The following is a 10991-nucleotide window of genomic DNA, read 5'->3' on the forward strand; positions in this document are numbered from 1 at the left end:
GGCTTATAAAGCTTCTAAATACAGGTTTTTGAAATCTTCTCGACTGACTGGTTTTGGGTTATTGGGATGAGCGAAGTCAGCAATAGCCAAATCAGCTAAAGTCTCTACATGTTCTTCTTTAACGCCTACTTCCCGCAATTTATGTGGGATACCGATGCGATTATTAAGATCAAATAAGTAATTCACAACACCTTCGCCATTTTCATCTTTGATTTCCAAGGTACGAGCAATGCGACGGAATTTTTCTTCAAATCCTGCTACATTAAATTTCATGCCATACGGCAGGTTGACAGCATTGGCCAAACCATGGTGAGTATCCAATAAAGAAGACATGGGATGTGCCAAGGAGTGAACCACACCTAGACCTTTTTGGAAGGCTACAGCCCCCATTAGAGAGGCAATGAGCATATTGCTTTTGGACTCGATATCTGGATTTTTGACTGCTTTTTCCATGGATTTAGCAATCAAGGAAATACCTTCTAGGGCAATTCCCTCACAAAGTGGGTGCGACATTTTTGCCACATAAGCTTCCAAATTATGCGTTAAAGCATCCATGCCTGTGGCAGCAGTTACTGCAGGTGGCAAATCCATGGTCAACATGGGGTCTGCAAAGATGGTTTTGGCTAACAATTTGGGTGAAAATAATATCTTTTTTTGATGGGTTACATCATCTGCAATGATGGCACTACGACCAACCTCAGAACCAGTACCAGCTGTGGTAGGAATCGTAATGAAATGAGGGACTTCGTTGGTAACATAGATATCTCCACCAATTAAATCATCGTATTTGAATAAATCTTCTCGGTGATTGACCCGCAATACCATCGCTCTAGCCACGTCCATGGCCGCTCCACCGCCGATACCTATGATGGAATCTCTTTGGTTAGCATCATAGGAATCTACACCTAAGTAAACGTCGGATTTTACTGGATTTTTATGAATTTGAGAAAAGACCTCGACCGAGATATTTTTCTTTTCAAGCGATTGAATGAAGGATTTGAAGAAATCCAAATTAGCCACTACGGGGTCAGTAACCACTAATGGCTTTTTGAGATCATTTTTTAGTAAATAATCGGCTACTTCGTTGATAGCACCCGCTCCAAAACGGATGGTCGTTGGGAAATTGTATTGTAAAATGGATGAAGACATGTGTTTAAAATATAGGCTTGATTAAATGATTTCAAAATATCGTTTGTATTCCCAGTCGGTCACAGATTTTAAGTGCTGTTGCCATTCCCAGGTTCTTGTCATGGTAAAGTGCTCCACAAATTCCTGTCCAAAAATCTCTTTAGCCACATCGGATTGTTGCATATTTTTAGTGGCATCAATTAATGTATGAGGAATACTGCCATGAGTATAATCTAAATAACCATTTCCTTTAGTGGGTTCTTGTAGATTTAATTCATGTTTAATGCCATAAAGTCCAGCACCTAAACATGCCGCAATCGCTAAATAAGGATTGACATCAGCTCCAATGACACGCGTTTCTATGCGGGCCGAGCTGGCTCCAGCACTTAATACACGTAAAGCTACAGTTCTGTTATCAAGTCCCCACGTTAGCGTGGTTGGTGCCCAAGCGCCTTCTACAAGCCTTTTATAGCTATTGATGGTTGGGGCAAACATGGGTAAAATATGTGGTAAACAATGTAGGATACCTGCCAAATAGTGTTTGGCCGTTTTACTTAAATGATATGGATCGTTGGCATCGTAAAATAAATTGGTCTTGCCATCTTTGTCCCAAAGACTTTGATGAACGTGACCACCACATCCTGGTAAATTTTCATCAATTTTAGCCATGAAAGTGGCCATAATTTGATGTTTATAAGCAATTTCCTTAACGGCAGTTTTAAATAAAACAGCTCTGTCAGCAGCTTCTAATGCACCCGAATGGGCAATGGCTGCTTCATAGGTACCTGGACCAGTTTCCGTGTGTAAACCCTCAATAGGAACATGGAAAGCTTTCAGATGTTCAAATAAATCATCGAAAAAAGGATTGTTCAGCGTTGTTCTCAACACCGAATAACCAAACATTCCCGGACTTAATGGTTTTAGGTTTTTATATTGTTTTTCTTGGGCAGAATCAGGTGTTTCTGCGAAATTAAACCACTCAAATTCTTGAGCAAAAATGGGAGTGAAATTTAATTCCTGGGCCTCAGAAATGATTTTTTTAAGTAATTGTCGAGGACAAACTGAAGAAGGAGTTCCATCTTGTTCAAGAAAATCTCCTAAAACAAAGGGCAGGTTATTTTCCCAAGGTATTTGTCGGAAAGTACTTAAATCTAGTTGAGCTGGAGTATCTGGAAAACCCGTATGCCAGCCGGTTTTTTTACCTTCGCTGTACAATACATCGGCCGCATCCCAGCCAAAAACCACATCACAGAAAGTAGTTCCTTTATCGAGTATGGATAAGAATTTTTCAGTGGAAATGTATTTTCCTCGCAAAATCCCATCGATATCCGTGAAAGCAATTTTAACTTTTGAGGTTGGATGGGCAGATAAAAAGTTTTTTAATTCGGTAGAGGTCATTTTCTAAATTGAAAATTAGGGTTTATGGGTCAATTTAGGGCCAAAAAATCGATATATGATACTAGTGCCTAGTAAAATCAGGAAATATATGCCCGCTTGAATGGGATTGTAATACATCATAGAGATCATGGATATGGCTGCAATGATCAGCGCAATCCAGGGGAAGTAAGGGAAAAAGGGTGTTTTGAATGGCCTTTCAAGTCCCGGTTCATTCCGTCTTAGCGCTAAAATGGATACCATGGAAATGAGGTAAAGTGTCAAGGCGCCAAACACGGAAATCGTGATGATTTCAGCAGTTTTACCCGTTATTAGAGCAAGGATTCCTAGCGACATATTAACGAGTAAAGCATTGGCAGGCGTTTGGAATTTGGAATGAACTCGACCTAGAAAAGGAGGGGCTGCTTTAACTTTGCCCAATTCATAGGTGGAGCGCCCTGCGGCTAATATGATGCCATTAAAAGAAGCTATGAGGCCGAATAAGCCCACAGAAATCAATAGGTGATACAAGAGGTTGCTGTCACCCACCACATGTTTTAATGCCAAAGGAAGGGGCGAGTCTGAAAGAGAGCCATCTGCTTGATAGACGATGGATTCCCAACCGTTGACTCCTATGGAACTAAAAAAGGTTAACATACAAAGAATCACCAGGGTCAAAATAGCAGAACCAAATCCGATTAATATGGTTTTTTGAGGATTGATAGCCTCTTCAGCCACATTGGCAACCCCTTCAATGCCCAGGAAAAACCAAATGGCAAAGGGAATGGCCGCAAAAAATCCTGACCAACCATGTGGCAAGGGGTTATTTTGAAGATGTTTTAATTCAAATTCAGGTAAAGTAATCCCAGCAAAAAGCAATAATTCTCCTACGGCAAGAATGGTGATGGTTAATTCAAAAATGGCTGCCGCTTTGACACCGTAGGCATTGAGTGCAGTAAATAATAAATAGGAGGCAATGGCTATACTTAAGATGGGTATTTGAGGGAAAAATAGATTAAAATAGGCCCCAATAGCAAAGGCGATGGCTGGAGGAGCGAAGATGAATTCAATGGTTTGAGCCATTCCAGCAACAAATCCCCAGGTAGGTCCTAATGCTCTTCCTGCGTAGTCAAACCCTCCACCTGCTTTGGGTATCGCACAAGCTAGTTCGGTATAAGAAAAGGTAAATGTGGTATATAATAGGATAATGAGTAGAGTCGCCAAGCCAAGACCTAGGGTGCCACCTTTTTCTAGCCCAAGATTCCATCCAAAATACATGCCGGAAATGACGTATCCGACACCAAGTCCCCACAGCATTAGCGGGCTTAAGGTTCTTTTTAATCCAGGTTCCTTTTCTGGGTTCATTTGATAGGTTTTAGAGGCAATAGGTAATCAGACTTTAAGTTAGAAAAATATGTCTAAAGCTCAAAATGCAATTTACTACTTGTGGGGATGTCGATTTATTCATTATCAATTTCTTGGACAATTTATCTGGAAGGAAAATCGTTTCACGCAGAAACGTTTAACGCTGGCAAGGTTCCAAACCTTGACAGCGTTGGCAGCGTGAAGCCATTTATTTCCTGAAAACCTGATCAATGTCTTAGAAAATGGGGGTCAAATCCTCGGTTTTTCATTTTTATCATAAGCTTAATTCTTTAGTATTGTAGCTTGAACTCAGTCCGTATGAAGAATAAAGTTTTTACCGATGCGCAAGCTGCATTGTTTGATGTTTCGAATGGTGCAACATTGATGTTTGGAGGATTTGGACTTGCCGGAATTCCAGAAAACGCCATTTCAGAATTAAGTAGAAAGGGAGTGAAGGGCTTGACTTGCATTTCGAATGAGGCAGGTGTAGATGATTTTGGTTTGGGGATTTTGTTGAAGAACAAACAAATAAAATGCATGATTTCCTCTTTTATTGGGGAAAATGAGCTGTTTGAAGAGCAACATTTATCGGGGGAATTAGAAGTAAAATTAGTCCCGCAAGGAACCTTAGCGGAACGCATTCGTGCAGCAGGGGCGGGTATTCCGGCATTTTTTACTCCTGCGGGAGTTGGGACAGAAGTAGCTCGGGGTAAAGAGGTACGAACTTTTCATGGGAAAGAATATTTGATGGAAGAGGCCTTATCAGCAGATTTTGCTTTGGTGAAAGCTTGGAGAGGGGATACAGAGGGGAATTTAATTTTTCATGGCACAGCTAGAAACTTTAATCCCATGATGGCACAAGCTGGAAAAATCACCATTGCAGAGGTCGAAGAATTAGTGCCAATGGGAGCATTGAATCCAGATGAGATACATGTGTCGGGTATTTATGTACAACGAATTTTTCAAGGACTTGCTTATCAAAAGAGAATTGAGCATCGTACAACAACGAAGGATTTAGCTCATTTATCAGCTTTAGACACTCAAAAAGAAATTATAGCCAAACGATTGGCATTAGAAATCAAAGATGGAGATTATGTCAATTTAGGTATTGGAATTCCTACTATGGTGGCTAATTATATCCCTCATGGTATGCGCGTAATTTTACAATCTGAAAATGGACTCTTAGGTATTGGCCCATTTCCTGAAGAGAACCATGTGGACCCAGAAATTATAAATGCTGGTAAACAAACCATATCCATGATTCCAGGGGCATCTTTCTTTAGTTCGGTAGATAGTTTTGCCATGATTCGAGGAGCACATATTGATGTAACCATTTTGGGAGGGATGGAAGTTTCTGAAAAGGGTGATCTGGCCAATTGGAAGATCCCTGGTAAACAGGTTAAAGGAATGGGTGGCGCTATGGATCTAGTAGCTTCTGCCCCTAATATCATTGTTGCTATGCTACATCAAAACAAGAATGGGCGATCTAAACTTTTGAAAGCCTGCGATTTGCCTTTGACAGGTAAGTCTTGTGTGAAGCGTATTGTAACCGATTTAGCTGTTGTTGATATTTTACCTGAGGGCGGTTTCTTGTTGGTTGAACGAGCGCCAGGAGTTAGCGTAGAGCAAATTATATCAGCTACTGAAGCCGACTTAGTCATTCGTGGGGAAGTAAAAGAGATGGATATTTAGTAAACACCATGCCTTAATTTAGTCGATTATTTATTTAAATAATTATTTAATTAAATAAATACTATAATATAATTCTTTTCTGATATATGAGAATGTCGAATATTTCCTCTTCAAAATGATGCGCCTGAGATTTCAATATTCTGATGGATGGTTCAGGTTAAATTCAAATACTCGATTCTCGCGGCTTTGGAATTTCGTATCAGATAGGGATACTCATTCATGGAATTTTAAAGGATGATCGTATGTTGGTCCATACAGACATCATCGTTTTTTTACCTAAGCTTAATTCTTCTTATTTTTGATTTTATCGTCTTAGAAGAGAAGTAGTTTATTTTAAATTATGTAAAATAAAGTTCAAATTATTTTAGCTACAATTTTTTAAGAACAATTAAATAATCAATTATAATTATATTTTTTAGTGAAATAGTTATAATTAAAAGTAGTTAATTTGAAATTGAGAACAAAAATTAGTTTAAAAGTTCTTGTATTTAAAATTTTTCGCTCTACTTTTGTCATAGGTCTTATTGACAGACTGTTCCGTGTTCTAAAAAAAATATTTAATCCGTTCCGTGTTCTATAATTTTTCATGATACTAAATCTCTCTTTTTTAGGATTGGTCGTTGCTCTTCTTCTCTACATTTATCGAGAGGGAAGAGCTTATGCTAAAATTCTTTTAGCTATTTTCTATTTCTTAACGAGTGTTTTTGGTATTGTTCATGATGTGACCAGCACACCACGTTCTGAGTTCATGATTTCCCTGTTTGCTGTCAATTTTAGCCCATTGTATTTCTTAATGGGTCCTGTGTTCTTTTTATTTGTCAAAGTAATTATTGGTCGAGAGCGTTTGGTTCAAAAGGACTGGTTGCATGTAGTTGTAGCTGCTCTGTTTTTTGTGAACATTTTGCCGCATTTATTCTCTTCATTTGATGAGAAGCTGATTTTAGCACATAAAATTGCTGAACATTCTGAGGCTCTGTATGATGCCAAATATCTGTTTATACCTACTTTTATACAGTCCATGATTCGCCCACTGTTTACTATTGGGTATTTTCTTTACACAGGATATTATTTATATCGTCGCTGTCGCATCAAAAATTACTTTGTAACTCACAAAGTCAGTATTCTTTGGATTGCCCTGATCATTATTTTGTACATCTTATTGAATACTGCCTCCTTTTTGGTATTCATGAATAATATAGAGCTTCAAAAATCGCAGCATAATTGGATGAGCCCTATGATGTTGCAAGTTTGCTATGATATTAAATATTGGGTTTATTCCTTGCAGAATTTGTCTATTTTATTCATTCCTTATGTATTGTTTAGTCCACAATACAAAAAGAAAAAACACAGCACAGGACGCTCACAGGGTGAATTAGTGATGTCTACTTTTGCTCCGCCAGTGAAACGAGCAGTTGTTTCAACAGCCTATGAAGTTCCATTTTTTCGTTTAGAGGAAATTGGTCATCAAATAGCTAAATATTGTGTGGATGAGCCTTATTTGAGAAGTAGATTTTCTTTATCTATGATTGCTGAGGATACAAAAATCCCTTATTATCAATTGTCTTATTACTTTAATAATCATTTGGGAGTTAGTTTCAATGATTGGAAAAATGAGTTACGCGTGAAGCATATTATTACCCTGATTCAATCGGGTAAGGCGCAACAGAATACATTGGAGGCCCTAGCGCATTCTTCTGGTTTTTTGTCAAGATCAAATTTCGTGAAAGCATTCAAGTACAATACAGGTAAAACCCCATCAGAGTATTTGAAAGATATGAAGAGCGGAATTTAAAATTGAGAACATCTTCAGTGCTGTTTTTTACATTCTGCTCAAAAATTATCAGTAACTTTAAAAAGTATTATTGCGGTTATTAATAAAGTGTTTTATTCATCAAGCCTATACCGAATTACATTAGATTAAGAATATAGGAAAGTCTTCATCTAGTGTGTTTGTGTTCTATTATTAAACTTATGCTTCAAAGAATTATTAAAATTCTTTTTCTACTTTGTTCTGAAAAAACTTCATTAAAAGGTAAATCTACCTTAGTGGCCTTTTTGGGCCTATTTTTATTTTCAAGTTCATTTGACTTAATTGCCCAGCGTAGCTTTTCTCCTGTTGCGGCATCTTATTCATCTTCTGCTGCCATTTTACCATTTTCTCAACAGGTGTTTGTTGAGCAGGCGGACAGTTTAGATTACTCTTTTGCCAGAAAAAGGGTGTTGAAAGCCAAAAATGGTGTTGATTTTCATTTAAGATCATTTTTTAATCAAGCTAATTACCGCGAGCAATTATTTAAATTCTTTCCTGGAAAGCGGAAGCAAATGGACGCTTCTTTTGACGAGAAGGCCATTGCTTTGAAAAATTTGGTTTTAGGTAATGGTTTGTATGTACCCATTCAATTTGTGAAATGGGAAAACATGCATGGTGCTATGGCAAGTTATAGTTCCATTGGTCCAGATGGTCGGCCACGTATTTACATGAATAAAGAATATTCGGAAGGTCAAGGTAATTTTTTATACCCTGATGCCACGGATACGCAGTTGATTTCCTTGTTATTTCAAGAATATGGGCACGCAATAGATGATTATTTAAATGGTTTAGATGACTCACCTGGTGATGAAGGGGATTTGTTTGCTGTGCGGGTATTGAAATTAGACGTAACCGAAAGGTACGTCGAAACTGTTTTGGTACGTAATGACCATAATAAAATCAAGGTTGAAGGGAAAGATATCTTTGTAGAAGATGCTGGGGTATATTTATTAGAGGCTTGGCCTGCTACTACGGCTTCTGGAGGAGGAACTACTTGGACCACTGGGTCGGCTAAATCTACCAATACACCTTTACGATTAGAAACCTCAACAATCTCTAGTGCATGGAATGTAGCTACAGGGTCTATTTCTGCCATATTTTGGAATGGAGGTACTTCCATATCAGGTACAGTTAATTATCAAATGACTGGAGCTACTCCTGCCAACTCAGTTTTGGGTTTTTTAACGGGTGGATCAGGTACCGCAGGTTATTTGTTGGAATTGCCCAATTCTACTACCACTTTAGCCGCAAGTACAGGCTATACCTTCGCAAATGGTTCCGAAGGTACAACAGTTCAAACATTTTCAGCTGCCATTGGTACTGGTTCTACTTTAATCTTATCAAATACCTCTAGAGGGGCAGGAGTAACAACAACTTTAACAGCGCAATCTAAAAATACAGGAGGAACGAATGTCAACGGAATTACCGCGACATTCAGTTCAACATCAGGAACAGCTTCTATAACTGGAACAAATCCAGGTACTACTGCAGGATCTGGTGGTAACACTGGTAAAGCTGCTGTGACTGTTTCTGATACCAAATCTGGAACAACTGTGTTTAATTGTGAATTGAAAAATGCAGTGGGTTGGTATGTGGTTGAAACGGCTTCATTAACAGTAACTCCAGGAACAGCATCTAAGTTAAATATTACAGGTACTGGGACCCAAACTGCAGGAACAAGTCAAACAATTACGATTACTGCTCATGATACCTATGGCAATACGGCAACGACCTATACGGGTGCTAAAAGTTTAACCTTTTCAGGAGCCAATAGTTCTCCAGGTCCAGTTACTGGACCGACGGCACAAAATAGTTCGGCGGTTGATATTGATTTTGGCTCAACTACCGCTGAGACTTTTACATCTGGTGTTGCTACTTCACTCTTAAAATTATATAATGCAGAAACGGCTGATATTGCCGTAACAGATGGTACTCTATCTTCAACGGGTGCAGATAATCTATCCATTGTGGTTAGTCCTTCAACCATGACTAAGTTGTCCACCAGTATTGCGACACCTCAAACGAATGGAATAGCTTTTACAGGTACGAATACGTTAACAGCTTTGGATGCCTATGGAAATACGGCCACCAGTTTCAATGCTTCCACCAATAATATTACGGTAAGCAATTCTTTAGGGGGTACAGTAAGTGGTTTAGGTTCAGGTGCCAATAACGTGCTGAATCAAGCGGGAGATTTTACAAGTGGAGTTGCTGATTTAACGGCTCTAGGGATGATTTATACTGGAACTAGTGGAACTGGAACATTTACGTTTACTCCTGCTTCTGGAACGGCTATAACCAGTGGGTCTGTTGTTGTGAATCCAGGTGCGGCTATTAAATTGGTGATTACAGGAACCGGAACTCAAACTGCGGGTAATAGTCAAAATATTACTCTAACTGCCTATGATGTAAGTGGTAATGTGGCTACTTCCTACACAGGCGACAAAACATTAACATTTTCTGGGGCAAATATTTCGAGCAATCCCGCCACGAATCCTACAGTAACGGATAAAAATGCCGCTGCCATCAATTTTGGAACAGGAACTGTAATTACTTTTACGAATGGGGTTGCCTCTTCAGTGCCAATGTCCTTATATAAAACAGAATCAGCTACCATATCGGTAACAGATGGTTCTATAAGTTCTACTGGCGGAGATAATTTGAGTGTTACGGTGAGTACCGCGGCTTTCAATAAATTGGTGGTTAGCTTGGCGAGTCCACAAACCAATGGCACAGCATTCACGGGAACCAATACTTTGACAGCTCAAGATGCTTATGGTAATACGGTGACCACTTTTGCGGCTAATTCAAATAATGTTACCGTAACGAGTAGTTTGACAGGAACGGTATCAGGCTTAGGATCAGGACTTAATCATATTTTAAACCAAGCTGGTGATTTTACTAGTGGTGTAGCGAATTTGACAAGTTTGGGTATGAAATTTACGGGGACATCAGGAGCAGGGACTTTTACTTTTACTCCAACTTCTGGTACAGCAGCTGTTAGTTCCAGTATTACGGTCAATCCGGGTGCTGCCACCAAATTGTCTATCGATGGTTCTACTAGTTTTACCGCAGGTGCTGGTCAAACGGTTGCCATTATTGCACAAGATGCCAGTGGAAATATAGCTTCATCATATACTGGGGCAAAAAATATTACTTTATCGGGGGCAGCTAACTCATCTAGTCCTTCTACTAGTCCAACTTTTGGAGGAACCAATTTTGGCTCACCTCATAATATCACATTTATTTCGGGTTCCGCTGCTGCTACTATGGTTTTATATAAAGCAGAAGTTGCCGCTATCAATGCCAGTGATGGAACTATCAACTCGAATACCGGTGGAACATTGAATGCCACAGTCACAGAAGCAGCGTTCAGTAAATTGGCAGTAAGTTTAACCAGTCCACAGATAAACGGGACCGCCTTCACAGGAACAAATACCCTGACGGCACAGGATGCCTATGGAAATACAGTAACAGGATTTGATGCCTCAACGAACAATGTAACGGTGACGAATTCCTTGGGAGGAACGGTGACAGGTTTAGGATCGGGAGCAAGTAATATATTGAATCAAGCTGGTGATTTTACGAGTGGAGTGGCTAATTTAACCACGGATGGTATTAC

6 protein-coding genes are annotated in these 10991 nt (G+C 39.2%); 3 read left to right on the forward strand and 3 right to left on the reverse strand.

Annotated elements, in window-relative coordinates; translation table 11 throughout:
* Positions 1-3: 3 nt before the first annotated feature.
* Genes G9H60_RS10360 through eat form a run of 3 tightly spaced genes read right to left on the reverse strand, consistent with a single transcriptional unit; the run spans position 4 to position 3867 of the window.
* Positions 4-1149 carry an iron-containing alcohol dehydrogenase gene (locus tag G9H60_RS10360; RefSeq protein ID WP_223143986.1) on the reverse strand — a complete coding sequence of 382 codons (1146 nt, stop codon included), beginning with the start codon at positions 1147-1149 and terminating at the stop codon, positions 4-6.
* A gap of 21 nt (positions 1150-1170) precedes the next feature.
* A complete protein-coding gene (locus tag G9H60_RS10365) occupies positions 1171-2526 on the reverse strand; it encodes a glutamine synthetase family protein (protein ID WP_223143987.1) in 1356 nt (451 codons plus the stop codon).
* A gap of 15 nt (positions 2527-2541) precedes the next feature.
* Positions 2542-3867, reverse strand: coding sequence for an ethanolamine permease (eat, locus tag G9H60_RS10370; protein WP_223143988.1), 1326 nt, complete (start codon positions 3865-3867; stop codon positions 2542-2544).
* Positions 3868-4185: 318 nt separating this feature from the next.
* Between eat and G9H60_RS10375 the strand changes: the two genes are divergently transcribed.
* From G9H60_RS10375 to G9H60_RS10385, 3 genes are all read left to right on the forward strand, one after another.
* Positions 4186-5559 carry a 3-oxoacid CoA-transferase gene (locus G9H60_RS10375; RefSeq protein WP_223143989.1) on the forward strand — a complete coding sequence of 458 codons (1374 nt, stop codon included), beginning with the start codon at positions 4186-4188 and terminating at the stop codon, positions 5557-5559.
* Between the two features lie 586 nt (positions 5560-6145).
* Positions 6146-7351, forward strand: coding sequence for a helix-turn-helix domain-containing protein (locus G9H60_RS10380; protein ID WP_223143990.1), 1206 nt, complete (start codon positions 6146-6148; stop codon positions 7349-7351).
* Positions 7352-7530: 179 nt separating this feature from the next.
* Positions 7531-10991: beta strand repeat-containing protein (locus tag G9H60_RS10385; RefSeq protein ID WP_223143991.1), on the forward strand; the 3461-nt coding region annotated here is incomplete at its 3' end.

Origin of the sequence: Aquirufa aurantiipilula (assembly GCF_019923745.1) — a bacterium.
Lineage (GTDB): Bacteria > Bacteroidota > Bacteroidia > Cytophagales > Spirosomataceae > Aquirufa > Aquirufa aurantiipilula.

Bases quoted from the DNA above. Each gene is read 5' to 3' on its own strand.
- G9H60_RS10360 (WP_223143986.1), bottom strand. From the start codon at position 1,149: ATGTCTTCATCCATTTTACAATACAATTTCCCAACGACCATCCGTTTT.
- G9H60_RS10365 (WP_223143987.1), bottom strand. From the start codon at position 2,526: ATGACCTCTACCGAATTAAAAAACTTTTTATCTGCCCATCCAACCTCA.
- eat (WP_223143988.1), bottom strand. From the start codon at position 3,867: ATGAACCCAGAAAAGGAACCTGGATTAAAAAGAACCTTAAGCCCGCTA.
- G9H60_RS10375 (WP_223143989.1), top strand. From the start codon at position 4,186: ATGAAGAATAAAGTTTTTACCGATGCGCAAGCTGCATTGTTTGATGTT.
- G9H60_RS10380 (WP_223143990.1), top strand. From the start codon at position 6,146: ATGATACTAAATCTCTCTTTTTTAGGATTGGTCGTTGCTCTTCTTCTC.